The sequence below is a fragment of the Verrucomicrobiota bacterium genome (assembly GCA_016871535.1).
Classification (GTDB): domain Bacteria; phylum Verrucomicrobiota; class Verrucomicrobiia; order Limisphaerales; family SIBE01; genus VHCZ01.
Window position 1 is genome coordinate 16639 of the sequence record VHCZ01000002.1, and the last position, 26129, is coordinate 42767.

The window sequence follows — 26129 nt, forward strand, 5'->3', positions numbered from 1 at the left end:
CCCAATGACCATTCAACGTGTCTGCGTTTACTGCGCGTCGAGCCGCCAAATTGACGCCGCGTATCTGAAAGCTGCGAATCGGCTTGGCCAGGTGCTTGCGCAGCATTCCGTGACCATCGTGTATGGCGGTGGAGCGGTGGGTTCGATGGGCCAGCTCGCAGACGGCGCCCTCGCCGAGGGCGGAAAGGTGATCGGCATTCTGCCGCGCTTCATGAACGACCTGGAATGGGGGCACAAAGGTCTGACGGAACTGCGGTTGGTCCACGATCTCCATGAACGCAAGCGCCTCATGATCGGAGGCGCCGATGCGGTCATCGCGCTGCCGGGCGGTTGCGGAACGCTGGAAGAACTGTTCGAGGCTATCACATGGAAACGCCTGGGGCTCTACTTCAATCCTATCGTGATCGTGAACACGCGCGATTTCTTCCGGCCCGCCTTGGAGTTGCTTGAGCGCTGCATCCAGGAGCGCTTCATGGATCCAAGGCATCGGGAGTTGTGGAGCGCGGCTGAACTGCCGGAGGATGTGATTCCCGCGATTCAAAATGCGCCACGCTGGCCAGCCGAAGCCCGCGAATTCGCGGCGATTTGAAAACGCCGGCATCCCATATCCCAATCTCCAGAAAGAATTTTGAAGAAAAGAGTTGAAATGTGGTTACATGTGACTACATTGGGCGCGTGAAGAGAAAAAAGACATTCCAATTCCCGGAGCATGTGCCATCAGCCATGATCTTGAAAGAGACCGTGGCTCTGCCTGGGGTAGGCCTTTCGATTCCAGTGCGGGCCGCGAAGGCCAAGCTTTCGGCGCTCCTGGAGCTGGTGGCAAGCGGACGCGAGATCACCATCACCAGCGATGGCAACCCGAAGGCGGTGCTTTCGCCAGTGCACAAACCGGCTCGCAAAAAATTCACCGGCACCTGGGAACATCTCAAGACGATGCCCGTGCAAACCGCGGGTCCGTTCGCGGAGGAAATCATTCGCGCTGATCGTGATGGTCGAGGCTGGTAAGGTCCATGTACCTCGACTCGTGCGTCATTGTCAAACTGGTCAGTCGCGAACCGGAAAGCGAAGCGTATCACCGCCTGGTGATCGGCCAATTCCTTGTTACATCGGAACTGGCCGTGGCGGAGGTTCGATCCGCCCTGCTCAGCAAAGAGCGGGCAGGGCGGATTTCCCGTCGCGACCGCCTTACTGGTTGGGCCTTGTTTCAGGAGAAGGTCCGCGATCAAGAGTTCTTGTTGCTTCCTCTGGATCGCCATGTGATCGAGCGGGCGGGCGCTGTCATTGAACAATGCCATCCGCAAGTGCCGCTCCGAACTTTCGATGCGATTCATGTTGCAACTGCGGAATTACATGGTGGCGATCAAATGTGCAGCAGTGACCAGCGTGTCTGCGACGCGTCGGATTTGATCGGGCTCTCGCTTATTCGGCTCCCGCAAGCAGAATAGCTCCGGGAGAAATTCTTCGTCCTGAGTTCGCCAGAACGGTCTCCCAAAACGAGAAAGCATCGAAACGGCTGTTTGCTCCAAGTTCGATCCGGCAAAAGGTGGATTCGATCCCAAAACGAGCCTGCTGGAATTCCACACTTTGGCATTTCACCCCCTGATCCCTCAGACTGCCCCTCGCCGAACGCCTGTCGCCCCTCGGCGGTTTCGATCCCTCGGTTCCTGGGAGAAAAATATCTCACTGGCGCGCCATGTCAGTGCCGGAACAGATTGCCAATAACGCTGGCCTCGGGACCGTAAGTTGCGAGCCTGGTCTTGCGGTCTATGGAGCAGGAATGCCTCGATGTCTGTTTGCCGGCAGGTTTTCCAGTGTCGCCATGCGCTGCTTGCCGCAGACGGAAAAGAATAGCATGATTCCTTTGCTGGCCTTCAAGGCCATGACTCATGACTGCTGAGAATACTCCACCGATCGGCAATGGGCCGAAAAGAAAATACTTCCGCGCGGTTGGCCCGCGCCTGCGAGTTTTGCTGTTCTTTGTCTTTGGACTGGTCGCAATCCTTGGCGCCAATTCCGCCTATCTTCTCAGCGTTACGATTCTGGAATGGGCCACGAAGCTGACTTACCAGAATTATTTCTATCAGTACATGTTCCTCGCCCACCTCGTGTTGGGCCTGGTTTTGATTGTGCCTTTTCTAGTTTTTGCCGCGGTTCACATCAAGAACTCCTATCATCGCCCGAATCGGCGAGCCGTGCGGGTGGGGCTTGGTTTGTTCGGAGTGTGTCTCGTGCTCCTCTTTTCCGGAGTGGCGTTGACCCGGCTGGATTTCTTTGAAATCAAGAACCCGAATGTCCGGTCGATGGCTTACTGGGCGCACGTCATCACGCCGGTGCTTGCGGTCTGGCTTTACATCCTTCATCGGCTGGCGGGACCCCGAATCAAATGGCGCGTCGGCTTGGCCTGGGCCGGCGTCGTGGGCGTGGTCGTGGCCGCGATGGTCCTGTTGCATGCGCAGGATCCGCGGAAGTGGAACGTGCAAGGGCCAAAGGAAGGGGAAAAATATTTTCTGCCCTCGCTGGCGCGGACTGCATCCGGAAATTTCATCCCCGCCCGGACGCTGATGATGGACGATTACTGTCTAAAATGCCATCAGGACGCTTACGCCGGCTGGTTTCACAGCGCGCATCACTTCAGTTCCTTCAACAACAAGCCGTACCTGTTCAGCGTCCGCGAGACGCGCCAGGTGTCACTGAAACGGGATGGCTCGGTGAAGGCGTCGCGGTGGTGCGCGGGTTGCCACGACGTGGTGCCGTTCTTCAGCGGCGCGTTTGACGATCCCGATTTCGACCTGGAGAAGCATCCGACCTCGCAGGCGGGCATCACGTGCACGGCCTGCCACGCGATCGTCAATGTCAACAGCACGCAAGGCAACGCGGACTACACGATCGAGGAGCCGATTCACTACCCGTTCGCTTTCAGCACGAACGGATTCCTTCAGTTCATCAACCAGCAACTCGTCAAAGCCAAACCGGAGTTTCACAAGAAAACCTTCCTGAAGCCGCTGCACAAGAACGCGGAGTTCTGCTCGACCTGCCACAAGGTCAGCCTTCCCTACGAACTGAATCACTACAAGGAATTCCTTCGCGGCCAGAATCACTACGACACCTTTCTGTTAAGCGGCGTGTCCGGTCACAACGCCAAAAGCTTTTACTATCCGCCGAAGGCCAAGGAGAATTGCGCGAGCTGCCACATGCCGCTGAAGGCGTCGGAAGATTTCGGCGCGAACTTCTTCAATCCGACGAACCGCTCCACGCGGTTCATCCACGATCATCTGTTTCCGGCGGCGAACACGGGCGTGGCTCACCTCCGCAACCAGCCGGACATCGTGAAGGCGCATCAGGATTTTCTGAAGGACTGCGCGCGGGTCGATATTTTCGGGGTCAAGGAAGGCGGCACGATTGACAGCCCCCTCATTGCGCCGCTGCGGCCCAACGTGCCGGCATTGAAACGCGGCCAAACTTACCTGTTGGAAGTGGTTTTGCGGACTCTGACCGTGGGGCACCCCCTGACGCAAGGCACCGCCGATTCAAACGAACTTTGGACCGACGTGAAAGTCAGCAGCGGTGGACGGGTGATCGGCCGCAACGGGGGTCTCGGCCCGTTCAACGAAGTCGATCCCTGGTCGCACTTCGTCAACGTGTACATGCTCGACAAGGACGGGAATCGGATCGACCGCCGGAATCCGCAGGACATTTTCACGCCGCTCTACAATAACCAGATTCCGCCAGGCGCCGCGCAGGTCGTGCACTATGCGCTCACGGTTCCGGAGGATGCGACGGAGCCGCTCACGGTCGAGGTGAAATTCCAATATCGGAAGTTCGACACGATTTACATGAACTACGTCCTGGGGCAGGGCTACACCAACGGGGCGCCACTCCAGGTGATCAACGACCTCCCAATAACAACGATCGCCTCGGACAAAGTGACGTTCCAGGTCGAAGGTGGCCAGGCGCTGCCCTCAACTCTCAACTCCCAACTCTCAACCATTCCCGAATGGCAGCGCTGGAATGACTACGGCATCGGCCTCTTGCTCAAAGGCGACAAAGGCAGCGAAAAAGGCGAATTGATCCAGGCGGCCCAGGCCTTTTCCGAAGTGGAAAAACTGGGCCACGCGGACGGCCCGCTCAACCAGGCCCGTGTTTTCTTCAAAGAAGGCCGCCTGGACGACGCCGTGACCGCCCTGCAGCGCGCAGTCAAATTCAACCCGCCCGCCCCGCGCTGGACGGTGGCGTGGTTCAACGGACTGGTGAACAAACAGAACGGATTTCTGGACAAAGCGATCACGGAATTCCGCAGCATCCTGGAAGACCGCTATCCGGAGTTGGAGAAGCGCGGATTCGATTTCAGCAAGGATTACGAAGTCATCAACGAACTCGGCCAGACGCTGGTCGAGCGCGCCAAACTGGAGCAAGGCGAAGAAAACAAGGAACGCCGGCGCGAGTTCCTGCTCCAGGCCCAAGCTCAATTTGAAAGAACACTCGCGCTCGACAGCGAGAATCTCACGGCTCACTACAATCTGATGCTGATCCACACCCAGCTTGGCGACGACGCCAAGGCCGCCGAGCATCGGAAGCTTCACGAGCGGTACCGCCCCGACGACAACGCGCGCGACCGCGCCATCGCGATCCATCGCCGCGCCAACGCCGCCGCCGATCACGCCGCGCAGGCGATCGTGATTTATCCGCTCCAACGGCCACAGGCGCTCGGATTGTCCAGTGCAGGGAAGCCATGAGCCAGAACAAGACCACCGCCCGTCAAGCTCCGGCTCGACGAGAACGATTTGGTGCAGTGGCAATCATTCTCTAGGCCAGCGGATGATCTGCGGCGAAGTGTTGGTGTGATTCGCCCTACGCTGGCCATCCATCCAGATGGATGGCACGGTCGGGGGGGGCGCACAGAAATCCCAATTGTTGCCACCATCAGCTTCAACGCATTCAGTGAGCATGAGTGCAAACGTGTTCGACCGGGAAGGCACAGTAAATCCGCTTGGCTGCTCGGACTGGATTGGTGAAACTTGCGCTCGGCCCTAAAGTGCCGCACGGTTTCCGACCCAAGATGAACATCGTTATTTGCCCGACTCTGGATGGCCTCGCACGAATATGGCGACAGGGCTCGACCTTCACCGTGACTCTCCCGGCCGAGGCGCCCCGTCTCCCGGACAACGAAACGAGCAAGGCCGCGCCGGCCGATCCGTCCAACCTGTTGCCATCCGCGAGCACGACGGTGTTGGTCGTGGACGACGATCCCGCGGTGCTCGACTTGATGAGCCGCGTCCTCGCCAAAGAGGGGTGGCGCGTGGCGACGGCCAACAACGGCCCGGCGGGACTGGACCTCGCGCGGAAGCTGCAACCCGACGTCATCACGCTCGACGTGATGATGCCGGAGATGGACGGCTTCGAGTTCGTCCGGGAATTTCGCCGACAGCCGGAGGGCCAGGCTGTGCCGATCATCGTCATCACGGCCAAAGACCTCACGGAAGATGATCGCCGCCGGCTCAACGGCTACGTCACGCAAGTCCTCGAAAAGGGCGCTTACCGTCTCGATCAACTCCTCCATGAAATCCGGCGCTTGGTCATGGCCCACGCCCCGCACCGACGCAAAGAAAGGTAACCTCCTATGGCCCGCATCCTCCTCGTCGAAGATAACGAAATGAACCGCGACATGCTTTCACGGCGGTTGGAACGCCGCGGCCATCAGGTCGTCCTCGCGCTCGACGGCCAGCAAGGCCTGGACGCCGCCCGTCAACAGCAGCCCGACGTGATCCTCATGGACATGAGCCTGCCCGTCGTGGATGGCTGGGAAGCCACGCGCCAGTTGAAGAAGGACGCCGCCACTCAAGCCATTCCCATCATTGCCCTGACCGCGCATGCCATGTCGAGTGACGAACAGAAAGCGCGCGAAGCCGGGTGCGACGATTTCGACACCAAGCCCATCGAACTGGACCGGCTCTTGGGGAAGATTCAGGCGCAACTGGACCGGCGCCCGCGCGCATGAGTTCGACCGCTTCACCTGGAACTCCGGCAGCCGAGGTTCGCCGTTCCAAGCCCGAGTCGGCCCGCGCGCGGAGTTTGCATTTGGCCAAAGTGCGGCACGACCTGCGCACGCCCATCAACCATGTCTTGGGTTATTGCGAAATGCTGCAAGACGAGCCCGAGGATCCGGCCTGGCCCAACCTCGCGGAGGATCTCCAGAGAATTCTCACCGGCGGAAAGCAGGTTTTGTCGCTGGTCAATTACTACTTCGACCCCGAGCAAGTAAAGCCGGCCAATCCCGATCTTCGTCAAGTGCAGCACGAGTTGCGCACGCCGTTGAACCACATCATCGGCTACAGCGAAATTCTCCAAGAGCAAGCGCTCGAGCTCGGCCGCGCCATGGTGCACGCTGACCTCGGCAAAATCCGCGCCGCCGCGTTCCTCCTGCTGGACCTCTTGGAGATGTATCTGATCCGCGGTCAAGGCGCGCCGTCGGCCGACCCGGGCCTTCTCGAATCCATCTGGCCCGCGCCGCCCGCCCAGGCCGCGGCGCTGCCCGATACCACCCTTTCCCCGGTTTGGGCCGACGCCGCCATTTTGGTTGTGGATGACGATCCGTTGAACCGGGAAATGCTGGAGCGGCGGTTGCGGCGGCAAGGCTGCAAAGTCTTTTTGGCCGAGAATGGCGACCAAGCGTTGACGGCGCTGCGCGGCCGGTCCGTCGATCTCATCCTCTTGGACATGGTCATGCCGGGACTGGACGGCTTCCAAGTCATTGCTCAGTTGAAAGCCGACGCCGCGCTCGCCCCCATCCCGGTCATCATGCTCTCGGCTTCCGACGAAGCCGCCACGGCCGTGCATTGCATCAAAATGGGGGCCGACGATTTCCTGCCCAAACCCTGCAACACGACGCTCCTGCTGGCGCGCATCGAGTCTTCCCTGGCCAAGAAACGGCTGCAGGAATTGCACCGCGCCGGCGCCGGCTATTTCCACGACAAAGGCACGCTGCGTCCGGATTCGCCTTCCTACGTGGAGCGGCAGGCGGATCGAGAACTGTTCGAGGGCCTGCTCCGCGGCGAATTGTGCTACGTCCTTACTTCGCGGCAAATGGGCAAATCCTCGCTCATGGTCCGCACCGCGCACAAACTGCGCGAGCGCGGCGTCAGTGTCGTCGCCCTCGATTTGACCGCCATCGGCCAGAACGTGACCCCGGAGCAATGGTACGACGGGTTGCTCAGCCGCATCGGACGCGCGTTGCGATTGGAAGATGAGTTCGAGGATTTTTGGCTGCGGCATGAGCGACTCGGCCCCGTGCAGCGCTTGTTCACGGCCCTCCGCGAGGTCGAACTAAAACGCCACGCCCGGTCGCTCGTCATCTTCGTGGATGAAGTCGATGCCGTGCGGAACCTGCCGTTCAACACCGATGAATTCTTTGCCGCCGTGCGCAATCGCATCTACGCGCGCGTCTTCGATGACGCCTGGGTTGCGGAACAACTCGGCCTGATTTCAACCGCGGACCATTCGACGCGATCGGAGCGCGAATGAAACCGGGCCAAATCGCAATTCCTGGCCAGCAGAACGCGAACCAGCTGGAGGTCGATTGCCGGGCGGACATCGGCATTCCTGCGCTTTACGGCGACACAACCCGCCAGGTTCCGCCGGGGCGGTGCGGGGTCAGGAATTCGGTTCGAGTCAGCCTGATGCCGTGGAGATACCAAACGGCCAGTGTTCCCTCGGTTCGATGCTGAAAGAGAAAATCCGTGTTCCCGTCCGAATCCCAATCTGCCGTCGCAACCAATCGCCATTCTGCGTCGCCGGTCTCCGCGGGATGAGGAATACCTACGCCGATGAGTTTTTTGCCTTGCAGATACCACACAGCGAGCGCGCCGTCTGAGAATTGCAGCGCCAGGTCCACATAGCCATCTGCGTTGAAGTCGCCGCTGCCCACGATGAGGAAGTCCCGGTCCCCGACGTTGCTCGGAACGAGAAATTCGACCGCTTTCATGGTTTGCAGGTTCACCAACCAGGCCGCCAGAAATCCGTCCGCATCCTGGAAGATGAGATCCGGCAATCCGTCGCCATTGAAATCGCCCTTCTGCGCCGGCGCGTCTTCGACCCGCACCTGAAAAGAAGCGGTTGCCGCCCGGCCTTCGGAATCCATGACCGAAAGCGTGATGCGCGCCCCACCGACCTGATCTGTCGCCGGCGTGATCACGAGCGTTCGATCCGCCCCGTCGCCGCCGAAGACGAAACTGGAGTCCCGCAGCAACGCCGGATTGTCGGAGGTGGCCGAAACCGTCAAGAACTCCGGCGCGGTCTCGGCATCGGCGATCTCTGTCGGGCAGTGCAGCCAAGTGGGATGACTACCGCACGCTCGAAGGAGATGTGCCGGAGTCGGTCACGATTCCGGCCGGGGCAACCACCGCGAGGATTTCTTTATCAGCGCCGGCGACGGTGACCATCCAGATTACGCGGCATAACGAGCCGCCGAGCCTTTCGTTCCTTGGCGATCTGATAGGAGCCGTGCTTGCCGTGCTTAGCGATGGCGCTCGCCAGGAATTCCCAAGCCTTTTTGGCCTTCTCCAGATACGCTCGCGCCGCTTCAGGGTAACTTCGTTGAAACCGGCGACGAAGCGCATTGAGCCAGCGCCGCCGCCGCGGCCGCCGTCACTGAGGTCGTTTTCGGCCAGACAATTTGCGGATCGCCCCGGTCCGGCAGCACGTCGGTCTCATACGCGCGGTTGCGGGGATAAACCAGGAAATACAACCCGCCGTCCGCGTCCTGCATTTTGGCGAGGAAATCGGCCTCCCATTTCGCTTCCTGAATCAGGTCGCTGATTCCATCCCCGCTTTCGGGAATCCCCAAATTGTCCAGCTCCGCGACTCCGGTGAACGCGTCCGCGGCGAAGACCAGCGTGTGAATCAAGGCCGCGGAATTGATCGTGTATTTGCTGTAATCGCCCGCGTCGTGGTGGCCGCCGGAAACATCGATGCGCCCCCGGTTGACGAAAGCGAACAGGCTGGATTCAAAATCCTTCAGGCGCGGCGCGGTGTGGCGCAAAATAATTGAGAAATTAATCCGCGTCAGTTCCAGCACCGCAGGGGAAAGAATTCGCAACTGGTGCGACCCCGGCTCGGGCAAGAATCAGACAAGCGTCATTCTCTCCTACTCTTAATCCTAATCCGTGTGTCCGCTGGGGAGAGATGAAGATTATGAGTAAGATTAGGAGCAGGAGACCCTGACAGACGTCTGCCGCGCACCGTGGCCTATTCAGCGAGATTCTCGGACGCCCCTCCGTGGAATGAGATTGCAGGGACCGGCCGAGTTGACAATAATCCAATTGAACCAAATGGTTAACGCATCAGCGCCTGTCCAATGATCGAGTGGAACATTCAGAGCCGCGCGCATGCCTGTCAGGCGTGCCACAAGCCGTTCGCCGACAAGGAACCTTTTCACACCTTGCTGTTCGATCACAAAAGCGCTTACGAGCGGCTGGATGTCTGCGAGAACTGCTGGAGCACCCAATACAGCCAGGGCGCGACGGACCGCAAAGGTTTCATTTCCTACTGGCAGAGCATCTATACCGTGCCTCCCGCGGCGCCGCCGGATCCGATCCAGAAGGAAACGGCCGAGTCACTGTTGCGCAAACTCATCGAGCAGAATGATCCGAGCCATGCGGCGGCCCGGTTTATCCTCGCCGTCATGCTCGAACGGAAGCGTCTGCTGAAGGTCAAAGCCCAGCTTTTGGAGCATCAGCAAAGGATTTTTGTTTACGAGCACGCGGGCACCGGCGACCTGTTCCAAATTCCCGATCCGAACCTGAAGTTGGATAAACTCGAGGAGGTGCAGCGTGAAGTCGCCCGGTTGCTCGAGCATGGCGTGAACCCGCGTGCCCCCGCGGCGTCGGGAACCGAGGCGCAAAAGGAGAGCGGTTCCGGCCCCGGAGGAACCGAGAACAAGACGGACGGATCGCAATCGACTGAAGAATCTATCGCGGTGGCGCAATCCTCTACCGTTTGAACTTTGGACTGTGTCGGACCTTGGCCCACTTCAGAGTCGTTTAGGCTACGCCTTTCGAGATGTCGAACTGCTGCGTCTGGCGGTGACGCATCCGTCGGTCGCGCACGAGCACGGCAACAACGTCCACCACAACCAGCGGCTCGAATTTCTGGGGGATGCGGTTCTGCAGTTGGTTCTGACGCGCGTGTTGTATGAAAGATTCCCGGACTTCGGCGAAGGGCCGTTGACCAAAGCCCGCGCGCAATTGGTCAACCGCCGTTCGCTGGCCGAACATGGCCGCCGCCTCGAACTGGGACAGCACCTGATCCTCAGCCGCGGCGAGGAACTCAACGGAGGACGAGATCGTCCGTCCACGCTTGCCGACGCGTTTGAAGCGTTGCTGGGCGCGATCTTCATGGACGGCGGATTTGAATCGGCTCAGGAATTTATTCTCCGCCAGTTTCGCGATGTGTTCGGCGATCTGGAAGTGTTGCCCAATCTGGAAAACCCGAAAGGCGAACTCCAGGAGGTCCTGCAAGCCCGCTCGCCTGAGCCGCCACGTTATATCATGTTGTCCGTGTCTGGCCCGGACCACGATCGCGTCTTCGAGTGCGCCGTGTTTTATCGAAAGGAAGAACTCGGCCGGGGAAGCGGCAAGAGCAAGAAGGAGGCGGAATCTCAAGCCGCGCTCAACGCTCTGGTGGCGCTCCACCAGTCCACGACAGAAGCGAATGAACCGGAGGAATCAGAGGCCGGTGATAATCCGTGAGCCGCGTTTGTATGCCTTAGAGCGTGTCCGAAAATTGCGCGGGGTCCTGCGGCGAGGGATTTTGGCTGTGGCCAAGGCGGCGAGGTCCGAGCATCCCCAACGCGGGCTGTAAGGACCGAGCCAACGCAGGCCACGGACAAAAGACCCGCCGCCCGGAGGGTTTTCGCGCCAAAGGCCGCCTGGCTTCGTTGCTCCTCAGTCGAAGATCCAGGGAGGATATTCTCCTTCGTCGCGCCTCGCCATCCGGCCTTTGGCGCGAAAACAGGACCCCGCGGAATTTTCGGACACGCTCTTAAATAAGTTGAATGGTTGAATGGTCAAATCAGTAGCCCAGTTCCAGTTCATTTCACCTATTTAACCCATTTAACTCGTTTAACCGCTCTATACGCTGTAACGCTCCCACGCTCTCGCGAATTACCAATCCCCCGCAGCGCCATCTTTGTAGAACGTCCGCTGCACAATCTCTTGCTGGAACGGATGCTTCGCCACTACTTTCTCGTCGATCTCAATGCCCAGCCCGGGTTTGATGTTCGGACGAACGATGCGTCCCGTCTTTTCCACGGTGAAACCTTCGCGAACGATGTCCTGCCGCCAGGGCACGTCACTGTGCACCGTCTCGCAGATGATGTAGGACGGCGTGGCGAAGCCGAATTCCAGCGAGGCCGCAGTGCTGACCGGCCCCTGCGGATTGTGCGGGGCCATCGCCACCCGATACGCCTCGGCCATCGCCGCGATGCGCCGCGCTTCGCTTAAGCCGCCGCAATGGGTGATGTCCGGCTGGATTACGCTCGCGGCGCGCTTTTCGAGCAACTCTCGGAAGGCGTGAATTCCGATGAGCCGTTCGCCCGTGGCAATCGGTGTTTTGACGGAGCGCTGGATGAGCGCGATGTCGTCCATCACTTCCGGCCAGCACGGCTCCTCGAACCAGTAAAGGTTGTAAGGTTCAAGCGCCTGGGCGAACAGCATCCCCATGCGCGGACTGGGCCGGGCGTGACAATCAACCATGATGTCAATACCGTCGCCCACGGCTTCGCGCATCGCGCGCACGCAGGCCTCCGCATAACGGATCGGCTGCAAACCCTCCAGCGGCATTGTCTCCGGCACAGCCATGGATTTGAAAGCGGTGAAACCTTCCTCCACCGCCTTCTTCGCCAGGTCCGCGAAGCGCGACGCGTCCGCCGGGCTGGTGCAATAAAAGTCTTCCATCTTTCCGCCGCCCAAATGGCAGTAGAGGCGGATGTAATCGCGCACGGGACCACCCCAAAGTTTGTGGCACGGCACGCCGTGAATTTTGCCGGCGATATCCCAAAGCGCGAGATCGATGCCGCTGATGGCTGTGCCGCGGATCGCGCCGTTGCCGTGCCAGAAATGCTGGCGATACATGATTTGCCAAAGATGCTCGATGCGCGTCGGGTCCTGGCCAATCAGCAAATGAGAGATGTCCTCGACGGCGCCGATGACCGAGCGGGTGTGCCATTCCAGCGTGGCTTCGCCCCAGCCCCACAGGCCGTCCTGGTCCGTGAGCACTTTGACAAAAACCCAATTGCGCATGCGCGCGTGACAAACGAGCGTCTGGATGGCGGTGATCTTCATGGAAATGCCGAGGAAAGAGGAAGTGGAGAAATCGCAGAGGCGATAACCTCATGCACGACCTCGCCGTGAACGTCCGTCAACCGCATGTCGCGACCGGAGAATCGGAAGGTAAGTTGCGTGTGGTCGACCCCCAGCAGGTGCAGCATGGTGGCGTGAAGATCGTGGATGTGGACTTTGTTCTCGATCACCTTGTAGCCGTATTCGTCGGTGGCGCCATAGATCATGCCGCCTTTGACTCCGCCGCCGGCCAGCCAGATGGAGAAACCGAAAGGATTGTGATCGCGGCCGTCCGAGCCTTGGGCAAACGGAGTTCGGCCGAATTCGCCGGCCCAGATCACGAGGGTCTCGTCCAACAGCCCGCGAGCCTTCAGATCCTTCAGCAAAGCGGCGATCGGTTGATCGACGGCGCGAGCGTTGTTTTCGTGTCCGACCTTCAATTGCCCATGCTGGTCCCAGCGGTCTCCGCCGACGACAGGGCAGGTGAGTTCGACGAAGCGCACACCACGTTCGATCAGGCGCCGCGCGATCAAGCATTCGGCGCCAAAGATGCGGGTCGGTTCGTAGGCCGCGTCCAGCGCGTAGAGCTTTTGGGTGGCTTCGGATTCGCCTTTGATCTCCATCAGTTCGGGCACCGCAGCTTGCATCCGGAAAGCCAGTTCGTAATTGGCGATGGCCGATTCGAGCTGATCCACGGGGCCGGCACGATCCAGGAGCCGGCGATCCAGCGACCGCATGAGAGCCAGTTTGTTTTGCTGCAATTCCGGTCCGGCTTCGGCGGGTTTGATGTTCGCCAGCGGATTTGGCCCGGCGCGAAAAATCGAAGCTTGAAAGGTCGCCGGCAAAAAGCCGCTGCCGAAATTCTCCAGGCCGCCCGGCGGAATCAGACCTCCATTCAGGACGACGAATCCCGGAAGATTCTGGTTTTCCGTTCCGAGGCCATAGCCCACCCAGGCGCCCATGCTCGGCCTTCCGGAAAGGCCGAGTCCCGTGTGAAGAAAGTAATTCGCATTCGTGTGCTCCGAGAAATTCGAGACCATCGACCGGATCACGCAGAGGTCATCGGCGCATTCGGCGACGTGTGGGAAAAGACTGCTGACAGGAATCCCGCCGGCGCCGTGTTGCCGGAACGTCCACGGACTCGCGAAGGTGCTGCCGTTGTTGTTGAACTGCGTGGGTTCGACCTTCATTTTGAACGGCTGCCCATGCTCGGACGTGAGCCGAGGTTTGGGATCGAACGTGTCCACTTGCGAAGGGCCGCCGTCCATGTAGAGAAAAATGACGTTGCGAGCTCTGGCAGGAAACTGAGGCGGGCGGGGCAAGAGCGGGTTGGATTTTCCGGGAAGCCCTGGAGCCGACGTTGTGCCAAACGCCTTGCTGCTCAACAAACCAAGTAGAGCCACCATTCCGAAGCCGTCAGCGCATTGGCCAAGCATTTCGCGCCGGGTCAACGGGCGATTCAGAAATCTGCCGCAATGGCGCAGAGGCTTCACTCGATGAAGATAAATTCCTTCGCGTTAAAAATCACGTGGCACAAATCGGCCCAGGGCTGTTCTCTGTCCTCCAGCGACGGGCCGCTCAAAGCATAGGATTCGGTCTGACGCTTGAGAAAATCCAGCGCGTCGGAAAGTTCCGCCGGCGACGGCGGACGGCCAAAAGCGGCGTAGAACATGTCCGCGATGCGTGCCTCCGATTTCTGTTCCGGATGGCGAAGCAACCGCCTGGCCCAGGTGCGCGCCTGCTCCGCAACGAAAGGATCGTTCATCAGGATCAAGGATTGGGCCGGGACGTTCGACACCGTGCGTCTGCCCACGGTCGTGAAGGGAACCGGCGCATCGAAGGTGCGCATCATCGGCGAAAGAAAATTACGCCGAACTTCGAGATAAATGCTGCGCCGTCCGGCGCCATCGGGCGGTCCGCTTTTCGCCGGGCGGCCTCGGCCATCCATGAACTCATTCAAATGCACGGGCACGGAGGGACCGAACATCGTCGGATCCAATCGTCCAGAGACGGCGAGCACGGCGTCGCGGATGACCTCGCCTTCGAGACGGCGGACGCGCATACGATGGAGCAAGGCGTTGTCCGGGTCCTTCGCTTCGAGCGCGGCGTCTGACGGCTTGCTGGACATCCGATACGCGCTCGAAGTCACCAGCAGATGGATCAGCTTCTTCATCGACCAACGGGCTTCGTCGCGAAAATAGGCCGCGAGCCAGTCGAGAAGTTCCGGATGGGTCGGAGGTTGGCCCAGGACACCAAAATCGTCCGGCGTAGCGACGAGGCCGCGACCGAAGAGGTGATGCCAAACACGGTTGACCATGACTCGCGCCAGGAAAGGGTTTGCGGGATCGGTGATTCGACGCGCGAGTTCGAGCCGCCCGCTGCCTTCTCTGAAAATTGGTTGATCGGCCCCGCCAATCGCTTCCAGGAAACGGCGCGGGACTGCCTCGCCCAGGTTCTTCGGATTGCCGCGGATGAAGACGTGTTCGTCAAGACCAGTCCCATCGGCCATGCCGGGCGTGCGCGCCGGAACGGGAAGAGCGGACTCCAACTGATGAAAGTCGTTCCAGAGTTTTCCGAGTCGCGCGACTTGTTCTGCCGTCACGCCTGGGGGCGACGCGTCGAGCAGGCGATGTTGAATGAGCCAATTCAGCAAAGCGATTTGCGCGCGTCCCTTTTCCGATTTGGCGAGAGTCGCCGACGTCCAGGCATCCACCGCGTCGCTAACCGCCTGTTGGTAGCGTTCGGCGAGGGCCTCAATGGAATCAACCGGGGCCTCGCCCAGCAACGGCAATGCGGTGTTCGAAGTTGGCTCCGTCGGCGGAGATTTGTCGTCCGAAAAAAGAATCCGGCTGACTGCCACGAAGCCTTTTGGGCTGTAACCTTCCGTTTTCCCGCCGCCGGCCAAGTCGGGAGTCGAGATGTCGCTGAATTCGAGGTAGGCGCGGTGGCCTATCCACATGCTCACATCAATCGTCAGCCAGCGGAAATTGTCATGATTCAAGACCTGGCGCAGCGCGCCGTAGATCGGGCTTTGAATCAGCCCGAAATTATCGACGAACAGGTTTATCCGGGCGTCGCGACCGCTTGCGAGCAGGTGGAGGAACCGGTTCGTAATCGTGAAGGTTGAAGACCGGAGTGTGCCTTGCAGGCGCAACGAAACCACGCCGCTGTGCGCGGAGGGTTCGGCCAGGATCTTCACCACGGGCTGGTTGGTGGTGCCGGTGATCCACTCTCCAGCAGGACTAGGCGCATGCCCGAACCCTTCTCCATCGAGACACCAGCCGCTGTAGTCCTGGGAGCGGAAATCAGCAAACACGCTAAGCGCGCTCGGACTTGCGGAGCTGGTCTCAGCCGGCGGCTTCGATTCGGATCGCAGCGCGCTCCATTGCTCCGCAAATGCCTCTGGATTTTCAGCGACTGCGCAAGCGCTGAAGCGCTTCCAGATTTGCAGGGGATGGGCTTGCGCCGAATTTGTTGTTTGCTGGAGCGCCGTGCGCCAACGCGAAAGGCGGCCTGCATCGAGCCGCAATTCACGGGCAACCTGCTCGCACGATTCTCCGGAAGGTGCCTGCAGCGCTCGTTCAGCCAAAAGATATTGAGCGACATTCTTGGTCTGCCGGGCCCACATGCCTGAAAGCGCGCTTCTGATCTCGACCTTGAGCCACTTCAATCTATCGACAACCTCTGCTGTTGCCTCGACCGGTTCGATTGAGCGCTGGGCATATCGCGAGCTCGCGAAAACGCCGTACAGAGCGTAAAAGTCACGCGTTGAGATGGCGTCGAATTTGTGGTCGTGGCAACGCGCGCAGGCCACGGTCACGCCGAGGAAAGTTTTCGCGAGCACGTCGATCTGGTTTTCGATCACCTCCGCCTGGTGCTGCCGGACATCGACCGGTGAGTGCGTCTGTTGGGCGAACCAGAAGAATGCCGTGCCGATGATGGATTCGTTGAAGCCATCGGTGGGATGCCGCCGAGGGACTGGGACCAAATCGCCGGCAATATGCTCCATCACGAATTCGTCGTAAGGCACATCAGCATTGAACGCGCGGATGACATAATCGCGATAGCGCCAGGCGTTGTGAATCGGGTAGTCAAACTCGTGACCCAGGGTCTCGGCGTAACGGACCAAATCCAGCCAATGCCGTGCCCAGCGCTCGCCAAAGTGGGGCGAAGCAAGGAGCCGGCCCACGAGTTGGTCATAGGCGCCGGGTGAACGGTCTTGAAGAAAGGACTCCACCTCCTGACGCAGAGGGGGAAGACCAACCAAATCAAAATAGAGCCGACGGATCAGGGTCCTCTTATCTGCCACAGCCGCAAATCGGGCTCCGGATTTCTCCAGAGTCGCCAGAAGGAATTGATCAACGGGACTGCGAACCCAGCCGGTGTCGATCACGGGCGGCGGTCGCGTCGATTCGATCGGACGCCAGGCCCAATGTGAGCGACGCCGTTGGTTCAGATCGACCGCTCCGGTTTGCACCGTTTGCCGGGCGGCGGCCTCCGCTGGCCAGACGGCGCCCTGCTGAATCCATTCGACAAAGTCCGCGACTTGCTGATTCGGCAACCGGCTCTTGGGCGGCATCTGAAGGTCCGGTTTGGAATAACGTATCGCTTGGATCAGCAGGCTTTTTTCAGGATCGCCAGGAACAACAGCCGGACCGGTATCGCCTCCGCGAAGCATGCCCGCGCGCGAATCCAGGCGGAGATTCCCTTTGAGCTTTTCGCTGGCCGCACTGTGACACTTGACGCATTGCTCAACCAGGACGGGCCGGATCTTCTTCTCGAAGAATTCAACGTCCTCAGAGATCGTGGCCCCTTGGAGTCCGATCGACCCTGTCACCGAAGCGAGCCAGGCAACGCTTGCCAAAGCCGCTGGACGCAACAGGAAAGGCACGTGGCTGGCGGTGTTCATTGCGGTGCGACTCCACGCAGCATAGGCTATCCGCCATCTTCCATCAAGGAAGGTTGAAGCCAGCCCGCGGGGGCCTGTGGGACCTGGTCTGAGCTGTCTTGAGGTTCGTGACCTGTGCCGAGGCAAGTATCCGCCTCACGGACCTTCACAGCTTCCGGCAAAACTGGATGCCGTCCGCGATGGGTAGCAACACCGTTTCGACGCGCCGGTCACTGGACAGTTTGCGATTCAACGCGTCTATGGCGCGACCCTCCGGGTCCTCCGCGGATTGCGCGCCGAGTCTCCCGCCCCAGAGCATATTGTCGAACAAGACCAAACCGTTTCGTTTCAGGCGCGGCAGAATCAGTTCGTAATAGGCGTCATACTCAGTTTTGTCACCGTCGATAAACGCAAGGTCGAACACCAGATTGGGGTCGATCCCTTCGAGCACCGAGATCGCCTCTCCCAAACGGAGATCTATTTTGGCTTCCACGCCAGCCTGAATCCAAAACCTCCTCGCAATCGCGGTCCACTCCGGGCTCCGGTCGATCGCAATTATCTGTCCCCCATCTGCCAATCCACGCGCAATGCAGAGGGCGCTGTAACCAGTAAAAGTGCCGATCTCTATGGCAAGTCGAGCCCCAACCGCCGTCGTGAGGATAGTAAGAAAACTGCCTTGTTCACGGCTGATTTGCATCCGGCTGACATCCCCCAGGGCTTCAGTCTGCGTCCGCAAAGACTCCAGAACGGGATCACCAGCGGCGCTTCGGCATTCAGCCAGATAGGCGTAAAGCGCGTCGGTCAGCCGTGTGTATTTTGCTTTCATGGCCTTTGCGAATTATCATTGCGAACCGCACCAATTGGTGGGCGGCAAAGAAAAGTTGCAAGAGGATTTGGTCGCGTGGCGACATCCTATTGGCGGCTCTAGCGCCTAAATCTAGCCCGCCAAAAGTGACGCGACTTCGTGACGCATCGCGCCAGGAATGCCTCCATGAGAATCATTCTAAGCAGAAATAGCCAAAGCACTTCCGCAGCCAATTTGGCATTTGAATCAGCGCCGAAAATCGCAAGAAATCACTTGACTTGACCGCCTGAAACGAATAAAAGCCTGACCAGATAAGCAATTAATGCCGCGAGTTCTGGAGTATAGAAAACGCGTAGAATTTTGAAAAACTCTCAGGGAACTATGACTAATACTAAAGCTCACCTATCGAAGTCGGTTGTCTTGGCGGCCTCCTTACTGTTTTGTGCGAACGGTTTTGGGGCAACAGTTTTTGACAATACGGCGTCCACGAACTACCTGGATCGAACGTTTTTTCCAGGCAATGCCATTGAGTTCGGCGACCAAGTGTTCCTGGCTGGAAACGAGCGGCGCATTACTGACTTCCAGTTTGAGTACTTTCTTGGCGCAAATGCCAACGGCAATGAGCAAGCCGAGCTGTTCTTCTATCAGAATAACGGCGCGGGTGGAACGGCACCAGGAACTCGGCTCTATAGCAGCGGTGCTTTCCCGCTGGACAAGGGTTTCCAAACAGTCCTCGCGCAAGGCCTTTCCGTGACGGTCGGCAACACATTTACCTGGGCGGTGCGGTTTGCGGGTATTGATCTCGGCGAGCAGGCTGGTCTGTTAGTGTTTGACCCCCCGATCGTTGGCGCAAGCTTTGATGATTTCTGGGTGAGGGACACGGCAGGCAATTGGACGACGTTTCTGATCGACGGTGGTGCTGTCCCGGCCAATTTCTCAGCGCGTGTCATCGCCGTGCCGGAACCTACGACCCTTGCGTTCGCGATTTCAATGGGGCTCGTTTGGCTTGGATTCAGGGCCTATAGGAAACGCGCATAAGGATCGGCTTCTTCTGAAAGGCGCAGCCTGGGCTGCGCCTTTTTTGTTGGAACTGGTTCCCCGGACAAAGACTCAACGGCCCTATGCTTTAGCCGCCTCCTCTGCTCCGCGGTAGCTCTTCACGACCCAATCGCTCAGAACCTTGTCTGGAGCTTCCACCGCGTCCCGGTCAATTGTGAATTCGCGCTGCCCGGTGTTCTGCGCGATAAGTTTCAAACCGAACTGGAAGTCCTTGAACTTGGAGGAACAGTGATCTCGCACTGAAAGGCCTTGCGCCAGCGCCGTGGCCACAAGCAGATCGGCGGCTCCTTCTGTGAAGCGGATTCTCAAACCGTGGTTCTCAGTAAACCGGGCTGCAAAATCATTCACCAACTGGTGGCCGACGGCGTTTTCCTCCATCGCTTGCTGAGCGAGCACGCTTTCCAGTCCGGCGCTTGGATTCTCAATCAACGCACGGTTCACAACGAACCGCTTGACCTTCGTCGAAGGCAGTTCGTATTTGAAACCCCGAAAGACGCGTTCACACACCGTCATCAAGCCGCGGGCTCCGGTTTGCTCGTCGCCCGCGAGCCGGGCGATTTCTCGCAAGCCGTCGTCGCGGAACAGAACTTCAATCCCGTAAGCCGCGAAAGTCTGTTCGTATTGTTTGATGAGACTGCCTTCGGATTGTTTCAGGATCGTGAACAAATCGTCCACCGCCAGGGCTTGGCATACGACTCGGACGGGCAAACGCCCGATGAATTCCGGCTCGAATCCAAACTCAATAAAATCACGGGTGGTCACATGCTCCAGGCATGATTGGTCCTCGATCGTCTGATTGCGCGCCGCGAAACCGATCGTCGCCTCCCGCAAACGTCGGCGCACGATCTTCTCCAGCCCGTCGAATGCGCCGCTGACAATGAACAGAATGTGCTTTGTGTTGATGGCGGCCGGTGACCGTTTGCCGCGTTGCTGCATTTCGAGCAAAGCCTGCACCTGACCGGCAATGTCTTGTGGGGATCGCGCCGGAACCTCCGTTTCTTCCATCAATTTGAGCAGATTCGTCTGCACACCGCGTCCGCTGACGTCCCGGCCCGTCAGATTGCTCGCGGCCGCGATTTTGTCGATCTCATCGACGTAGATGATTCCATATTGCGCCCGCTCGACGTCTCCGTCGGCGCGACGCACCAACTCCCGAACCAGGTCTTCAACATCCCCGCCGACGTAGCCGGTTTCAGAGAATTTCGTGGCATCCCCCTTTACGAATGGGACGCCGATCAACTCGGCGGCGCTTCGGATCAAATACGTTTTGCCTACCCCGGTCGGACCAATCAGAATGATATTCTGCTTGGTGTAGTTCGGCTGTTCTTGACCCTGGATGGCGAGCCGCACGTGGTGATAGTGATCGCACAAGGCCACGCTCAACACCTTCTTGGCCTCCTCTTGTTTAATCACGAATCGATCCAGGTAAGCCTTGACGTCGCGCGGTTTCTTGTCGAATTGCAATTCCTGCTCAGCCGGCTTTGAAGGCGGGTCCTCGGCCGAGCCGGCCTCTTCCGCTTGAGGGGCGGGCTTGACGCCCATCGTCTGAAATTGCTGGCGCATGAAATCCGCGAATTGCCGTTGAAATTCCTCCGGTGAAGGCGGGAGATTGGAAGCCATATCGCGCATATCAGTTCAAATGGAAGCGGTCTCGCCGCTCGCGGCTAATATGCACCAGGCGCACCGGGGGTCAATCTGCGCCCAGTCCGCCAGCCAGCGAACAAGGAAACCGGTGTTCGATGATCCGCTGAAGCTGCGTAGCATGGACCTCGATGGCGCCCTCGGTCCAGACCACGTAATCGGCAGCTCTCATCTTGTTCTCTGTCGGCCATTGGGCTCGGCAGCGCTGCTTGATCTGTTCGATAGTCCAACCCCGATTCTTCAGCCGTTCGGCCTGGGTTTTCGCGGAGCAAGCCACGCAGATCGTGGCGTCAAAATGAGCGGCCGCGTTCGTCTCGAACAACAACGGGATGACCACCACCACCGCGGGCAGCCCGTCGGAGCGGCGCAATTCCAGTTGATGCAGCCAGGCCGCGCGGATTCGGGGATGCAAAATTGCCTCAAGTTTGCGGCGTGATTCCGGATCGGTAAACACGATTTCGGCGAGCTTCTCCCGAATGAGTCTGCCATCCTGGCCAATGATCTCTCCGCCAAATACCGATTCCAATTCACCGAGGGCCGGCTGACCGGGTTCCACCACTTGGCGGGCAATCAAGTCCGTATCGATGACCGCAACGCCGCGCTCCATCAACAGGGTCGCGGCTGCGGATTTTCCCATGCCGATCCCACCAGTAAGGCCGTATATCTTCATGTTCAGGGTGTGACCGCGCGATAAAACCTCGCGGGCGTATTGGAGGCAGCCGTCTCAATAAGCCGAAAAGTCCCATTGGTCGCAACGAGGGTCGAGAGCGTGGTCCAGGTTCTCAGATCGCCAGAGCTTTGAATTCGATACGCCTGCTGGATTTGGCCACCCCCGCGGATCAAGAACCTATCCGCTGCCACGGGGTCGATTCGGAGATTCGCAGGAGTTGTCGCATCCCTTGGAACATAGAGCGGAAGCTCCAAATTATCCAAAAACGCGGCATCAAGCCCCCCGCTTCGCCCACCCGCGTCCTTGGAGTAGCGCCACTCGAAAGTATTGACTCCATCTCGCACCGGGAACTCGAAGGTCGTCCAAGAGACTTCCCCGGACCAGCGCTGGATTTGGAGTCCGTTCAAATGAAACTCCAGGAAATCCCACCCGGACTCGGAACTGACTTGCACCATGAACGAGCCGATCCCCGATCGGCAGGTCTCGACAACGGTGAGCGTGGTAGATTGCCCGTCTCCGACCGCGCCCGACCGCGCGGCGAATCGCCCAAAAGAAACGTGCTGATCCTGAACAATCCAAGGCGAATCACCCGAACCTTGCCACTTCAGCTTCTTCAGATCCCCACTTTCGAAGCCGTCGCTGAAATCATAAGGTCGAAAGCGCGCCGTCAATTCAACATCGTTCGTCATCACCAGCAGAAGCGTATCCTCAATGGCGCTCAGGCTGCCATCCCAACGGTCGAATTGATGGTTCGGCAACGGGACCGCAGTGACAAGAACAGGCGCGCGATCAACGTGCCATCCCGACTCCGGCGTCGCTATGCCCCCCGCGCTTGCGCTGACTTGAAGGCGATGCACCTTGGCGGGCGTGAACGTGTAGGCCAGGTTGATTGTTCCCGAGGCGCCGCCTCGTCCATCCACTGCGATCCGGTACGTCTCGAACGCTTTGACCGCCTGCCGAACCTCGCTGAAGGTGGCGCTTTCATTGGCGTCGTCGTTTTCCGCAACCCCGATCAGGTTCGTGGCGCGGTTCCCGACATAAAGCCCCAGGATCGTGTCGAAGCTCGATCCTTCAGTGCTCAGAGTCAGAAGCCCGTCTGAAGTGGGTTGGTAGCTCCACCAGACAGACTTGCCTCCACCAAGGCGTCCGCGGACGGGTTCGCCGAATTCGGCCGTCGCGCCGGTATTGTCTGCCTTCACAGCACCCTTGCGCCCCAGCAATTCGATGGCATTGGCCAGAAGATCATTCGGGGACAAGAGTGGACGATAAAAAAGCGTCAACGAGGGAGTGGAGGATACGTTATGAGCAAAATCAACTGCGGCAATCTGGATGGAGTTCTCACCCAAGTCGAGAACGTTGGTGCTCGACCAGTTCGTCGTCCCAAATGCCCGGCTGGCCAGATTGCCGTTTACCCGCACCAACACTTCCTCTACACCGGAAGCGTTTGGCTCCGGATCAAACGCGATCCCGGTGAGGATGACGCGATTGATCGCTGGATCCGACAACGTCAATCCGCTCAATGGGCTGAGAATCCGAACTTCAGGCGGTCGATCGTCGGGAGCGCCAAAAGGCTGGACTCGCAAACGAACCGATCCCCGGTCGCGCGCCGAATAGCCAGCCACCGCGATGAAATAGGTCACTCCGGGTGCCGCCTCAAAGATAACATGTCCCTGCTTCTTCACGTCGGAATCGTCCACCGAAGCAACCTCCCGCAAACTCTGAAGCGTCGCGTTCGTATAAACTGCCAGGACCGTGTCGAAAGAACTGCCTGCCAAGTCCACAATCACGGGCGTGCGCCTGTGCGGAGTCCATTCCCACCACACCGAGCCAGCCGGCGTTGGCGCGCGGGCGTGCATTGGCTCGCCCGGTTCGAGCGTAGCCAGCTTGTTGGAGGCAAGAAATACGCCGCCAGACGCTGGCAAGCGGATCGCACTGGCAAAGTAGTCATTGTCCGGAGGGGCGCTCACCGAATAAGCCAGAACTTCCTCCAACGGGTTCTTTCCCGGCACGGCCACACGAAGGCGCAAAGTGAAGGGGCCGGCGCCATTCGGAGCAACCAGCAGCGCACGGTAGTTTGCTTCGGTTGCGCCACCGTTGCTGCGAAAAATCAGATCCTCGTTCGTGCCCTCAATTCGAGCGCTCACCGCCGCATTGGACACTGCCGCCAGATCGGTAACGGTCACCAGGATCTCCAGTGTCGCGCCGGCCCGCACTTCGGCGCCATTCTGCGGGGTGATAGTCAGCTCCAGGTTGCCGTCCGGCCGGGCCGTTAAGGCGTTGAAAGCATTCAATCGGCCTCCCGTTTGGGTCTTGTCGCGCAGGATTTCGACGGGCACCACGGTCCTCAGAATGCGATTTCGAATCTCCGGGAGAAGCGCATGGCTGGATCTGGCCAGGATCAAGGCCGCAACTCCGCTCACATATGGCGCAGCAGTGCTCGTCCCGTTCAAGATCCAGTACGCAGAGTCCGAGTGAGCGTAAGAGGAATAAATCTCGTGGCCTGGTGCAGCCAGGTGGACATGGCGCCGGCCAAAATTCGAGAACGCTGCAATCTGATTTCGACGATCCAACGCGGCCACGGCAATGATATTGTCCGCGTCGTAGCAAGCCGGGTATGCCGGTGACATATCCAGATCGCCGCGCTCATTGCCCGCCGCGGTCACGAACAAGACTCCTCGGTTCCTGGCCTCGACGATGGCATCGAAAAGAGATTGAGAAAAAGCCCCGCTCTCCCAACTGGCATTGATGATTCTTGCGCCGTTGCGAACCGCGAAGTTGATGCAGCGAATCGCGTCCGAGGTGACCCCAAAACCATCCGCAGCCATGAATTTGCAGGCCATCAATCGAACTTGCCAGGCGACCCCAACGAGCGGATTCCCGTCGTTCGCGGCGGCCCCGATGGTTCCGGCGGCGTGGGTCCCGTGACCGACATCATCGAACGGATCTCCCGAACCGTTCAGCGCGTTGATCCCAAAAATATTGTCGATGAATCCATCGCGGTCGTCGTCGATGCCGTTGGCCGGAATCTCACCGGGATTCCGCCACATCTGTGAGACCAGATCTCTGTGAGTGTAACGAATCCCGCTGTCGATCACGGCGACAATCACATTCGTCGAGCCAGTCGTGATCTCCCAGGCGCGGGGAGCATCGATGTCCGCGCCGCTCACGCCACCATCAAATCCGCGATTGCGGAGGCCCCAGAGCGTGTCGTCGCTGTATCGATCGTCGCCGGGTTCACGACACGCCCTTTGAACAAAGTCAGGTTCGACGTAATCAAACAGCCCCGAGGCCCTCAAGTAGCGGAGGCGCCCGAACAATTCGGCTTGCAAAGAACCGGCTTCCTCCTCGGGGCTGGATCGCTTGAGCTGGGGACCGCCAGGCCCCAACACCACGAGGCCGGGCACGAACTTGAGTTCCTCCTCTACGCGCAGCCCCAGCGAACTGAGTCTCGCCTTGTTCGCCGGATGAGCAGAATGATCGGAAAAGCGAGCGAGCAGCCGCGTCGGATGCGCCTTGGATTTGCCAAGCACGGCAAACTGCCGCTCAGAAGAAAAACCGTCGGAAGAAATCAGGAACAGGCAGAAAAGAGCGACTGCCGCCAGGCGAAACGCGCTGTCTCTACCGCAAAGGCCGGACGCGATAGAAGCGCTGGCCAGCCGCTGCGGGAATGGGTTCCTCAATAATCTTGGGCTGGGCGGTTTGATCGGAGTTCGTAACCGTTGAGAGACGCTGCCAGCTTCCTGATCCGAGATCCGTCGTGTATTCGACAACGTACGATTCACCAGCCTGCGCAATCCACGAGATCGACACATTCGACGAGCGTTTCTCAAAGGTCAGCTTGTAGGTTGAAGCCCCGCGTGTATCGGCGTCCAGCGGAAAGTTGTCCAGGTTATTGGGAATGCCGTCTCCATCCGTGTCCAGTTTGGCGCTGGCGCGCAGAGCGCGATTCATTTTGATGGTCTTGTTCTCAGAGCGCTTGATCACATCCACGGAACTGCTCGGACCGGCAAACTCCGACGCCCAACGCAGGCGGCCCTCAAACATTCCATCGAGCTGGTCCACGGGGAGGTTCGAATCCGCAAAATAAACGACCACGTTTGGATCGATCAGGATTGAATTCGGAATGTCGTTCGTGACGAGCGGCCCCAGTTGCAGGAAATCCACATAAAGCGCGCGCTTCCCGCTTCCTGAAGGCACGAAAGCGAACAGGCTCTCCAGGTCGCCTCTCAACAAAAGTCTTCCAAGGGCGAGATTGTCCTTGAAGCCGGCCGCAGTCGGTCCGCGATCTTCGCTCACGACCGCGTGAGGAATCGCCAGGAACCGAGGCGCGATCGATTCGATCTTGGTCCCGAGCAAATCGCCCACACGCGGCTTAACCACAAAATTAAATCCTTCCGTGCTGATGACGTTATTGGTCAGCGGGGCGGCGTCACCAATGGAATTGGTCACGGCCAGCGTGAACGTCTGTCGGTTGGTGATGGCATAGTTCTGTATCTTGAGATCGTTGGCGGCGAGACGGATGTCTCCCCCGGCCTCAAACCGGCCATTCTCAAGTTTGACGGAGCCGGCCTCCACGGTGATCGTGCCCACTCCGGGCGGGAACGTTCCGCGCTCGCTCTGGATCGCCCCGGTATTCTCGAAATAAGCGGCTCGGAAGGACTGGTTGAAGGCTGAGATTGTGCCGCTGTTGAGAACATTGACGTAGGGCGCGTCAGTGGGACTCTGGGTTCCCAC

Annotated in this window: 18 protein-coding genes and 2 pseudogenes; 10 read left to right on the top strand and 10 right to left on the bottom strand. The window is 59.2% G+C overall.

The features are described from left to right. Positions 1–4 precede the first annotated feature (4 nt). From FJ398_00475 to FJ398_00505, 7 genes are all read left to right on the top strand, one after another. Entirely contained in the window at positions 5–589 is a 585-nt protein-coding gene (locus tag FJ398_00475) for a TIGR00730 family Rossman fold protein (protein ID MBM3836432.1), read from the top strand. Positions 590–675: 86 nt separating this feature from the next. Next, a complete protein-coding gene (locus FJ398_00480) occupies positions 676–1005 on the top strand; it encodes a type II toxin-antitoxin system prevent-host-death family antitoxin (GenBank protein ID MBM3836433.1) in 330 nt (109 codons plus the stop codon). A 5-nt stretch (positions 1006–1010) separates the two neighbouring features. Further along, positions 1011–1445, top strand: coding sequence for a type II toxin-antitoxin system VapC family toxin (locus FJ398_00485; GenBank protein ID MBM3836434.1), 435 nt, complete (start codon positions 1011–1013; stop codon positions 1443–1445). A 441-nt stretch (positions 1446–1886) separates the two neighbouring features. After that, entirely contained in the window at positions 1887–4733 is a 2847-nt protein-coding gene (locus FJ398_00490; GenBank protein MBM3836435.1) for a tetratricopeptide repeat protein, read from the top strand. A gap of 254 nt (positions 4734–4987) precedes the next feature. Then, complete coding sequence (locus FJ398_00495; protein MBM3836436.1) at positions 4988–5611, top strand: response regulator; 624 nt, start codon at positions 4988–4990, stop codon at positions 5609–5611. A 6-nt stretch (positions 5612–5617) separates the two neighbouring features. After that, positions 5618–5995 carry a response regulator gene (locus FJ398_00500; GenBank protein ID MBM3836437.1) on the top strand — a complete coding sequence of 126 codons (378 nt, stop codon included), beginning with the start codon at positions 5618–5620 and terminating at the stop codon, positions 5993–5995. After that, positions 5992–7518 (top strand): response regulator, encoded by a 1527-nt coding sequence (locus tag FJ398_00505; GenBank protein ID MBM3836438.1) that lies wholly within the window; start codon positions 5992–5994, stop codon positions 7516–7518. Before FJ398_00500 ends, FJ398_00505 begins: the two co-directional genes overlap by 4 nt. A gap of 85 nt (positions 7519–7603) precedes the next feature. Here FJ398_00505 and FJ398_00510 read toward each other — a convergent pair whose 3' ends face one another. Then, positions 7604–8275 carry a VCBS repeat-containing protein gene (locus FJ398_00510; GenBank protein ID MBM3836439.1) on the bottom strand — a complete coding sequence of 224 codons (672 nt, stop codon included), beginning with the start codon at positions 8273–8275 and terminating at the stop codon, positions 7604–7606. 137 nt (positions 8276–8412) lie between these two features. Beyond that, positions 8413–9115: pseudogene (locus tag FJ398_00515) on the bottom strand (hypothetical protein). Positions 9116–9349: 234 nt separating this feature from the next. On the opposite strand from FJ398_00515, the gene FJ398_00520 reads away from it, so the two are divergent. Beyond that, on the top strand, positions 9350–9994 hold the full coding sequence (locus FJ398_00520; protein MBM3836440.1) for a hypothetical protein: 645 nt from the start codon (positions 9350–9352) through the stop codon (positions 9992–9994). 10 nt (positions 9995–10004) lie between these two features. Next, entirely contained in the window at positions 10005–10742 is a 738-nt protein-coding gene (gene rnc / locus FJ398_00525) for a ribonuclease III (GenBank protein MBM3836441.1), read from the top strand. 414 nt (positions 10743–11156) lie between these two features. Here rnc and dgoD read toward each other — a convergent pair whose 3' ends face one another. The 5 genes and pseudogenes from dgoD to FJ398_00550 all read right to left on the bottom strand — a co-directional run bounded on the left by dgoD (position 11157) and on the right by FJ398_00550 (position 18046). After that, positions 11157–12335, bottom strand: coding sequence for a galactonate dehydratase (gene dgoD / locus FJ398_00530; protein MBM3836442.1), 1179 nt, complete (start codon positions 12333–12335; stop codon positions 11157–11159). Continuing rightward, on the bottom strand, positions 12332–13768 hold the full coding sequence (locus tag FJ398_00535; protein MBM3836443.1) for a DUF1501 domain-containing protein: 1437 nt from the start codon (positions 13766–13768) through the stop codon (positions 12332–12334). The genes dgoD and FJ398_00535 overlap by 4 nt, the downstream gene beginning before the upstream one ends. Before the next feature lie 53 nt (positions 13769–13821). Further along, positions 13822–15960, bottom strand: a complete 2139-nt coding sequence (locus FJ398_00540; protein ID MBM3836444.1) for a DUF1553 domain-containing protein — start codon at positions 15958–15960, stop codon at positions 13822–13824. 93 nt (positions 15961–16053) lie between these two features. Next, positions 16054–17241 (bottom strand): annotated as a pseudogene (locus FJ398_00545) (DUF1549 domain-containing protein). A gap of 145 nt (positions 17242–17386) precedes the next feature. Next, positions 17387–18046 carry an SAM-dependent methyltransferase gene (locus FJ398_00550; protein ID MBM3836445.1) on the bottom strand — a complete coding sequence of 220 codons (660 nt, stop codon included), beginning with the start codon at positions 18044–18046 and terminating at the stop codon, positions 17387–17389. A gap of 399 nt (positions 18047–18445) precedes the next feature. Here FJ398_00550 and FJ398_00555 point away from each other — a divergent pair, with 399 nt between their 5' ends. Continuing rightward, the gene (locus FJ398_00555; protein MBM3836446.1) at positions 18446–19063 is read left to right on the top strand and encodes a hypothetical protein; all 618 of its coding nucleotides are present in this window, start codon (positions 18446–18448) and stop codon (positions 19061–19063) included. Between the two features lie 81 nt (positions 19064–19144). Here FJ398_00555 and FJ398_00560 read toward each other — a convergent pair whose 3' ends face one another. The 3 genes from FJ398_00560 to FJ398_00570 form a co-directional block, all read right to left on the bottom strand. Then, on the bottom strand, positions 19145–20704 hold the full coding sequence (locus FJ398_00560; GenBank protein MBM3836447.1) for an AAA family ATPase: 1560 nt from the start codon (positions 20702–20704) through the stop codon (positions 19145–19147). 70 nt (positions 20705–20774) lie between these two features. Then, on the bottom strand, positions 20775–21395 hold the full coding sequence (locus FJ398_00565) for a dephospho-CoA kinase (GenBank protein MBM3836448.1): 621 nt from the start codon (positions 21393–21395) through the stop codon (positions 20775–20777). Positions 21396–21397: 2 nt separating this feature from the next. Continuing rightward, positions 21398–25207 (bottom strand): hypothetical protein, encoded by a 3810-nt coding sequence (locus FJ398_00570; protein ID MBM3836449.1) that lies wholly within the window; start codon positions 25205–25207, stop codon positions 21398–21400. Positions 25208–26129 lie beyond the last annotated feature (922 nt).